Raw genomic sequence first — 272 nt, forward strand, 5'->3', positions numbered from 1 at the left:
GGGAAGAATGGTTAACAGGTTCTCTGGGGGGAAGAAATCATGGGAAACACGACAGCTGTTGTTACTGAGGTCATCACCGCCGACGGGATGACCGCAGTTAAGGAACTGCCTCCTGCAGCCCGGATTCTGGGCCGCCGGTGGACCACGGATCAGCTGTATGCCCTGGCCGCCAGGGACCGCAGGGTCCAGCAGCACGTCGAGCATGGTGCGGCCCGGATCGCCTTGGCCGCACATTTCCCGACCGTCGACACAACCGCCCTCCGGGCGATGGT

Annotated in this window: 1 protein-coding gene; it reads left to right on the forward strand. The window is 62.9% G+C overall.

All coding sequences use genetic code 11. The features are described from left to right. Positions 1-39: 39 nt before the first annotated feature. On the forward strand, positions 40-272 hold a 233-nt coding region (locus AC5RVV_RS18400), incomplete at its 3' end, for a hypothetical protein (RefSeq protein ID WP_494002763.1).

Source organism: Arthrobacter sp. MDT2-34-1 (genome assembly GCF_059091365.1).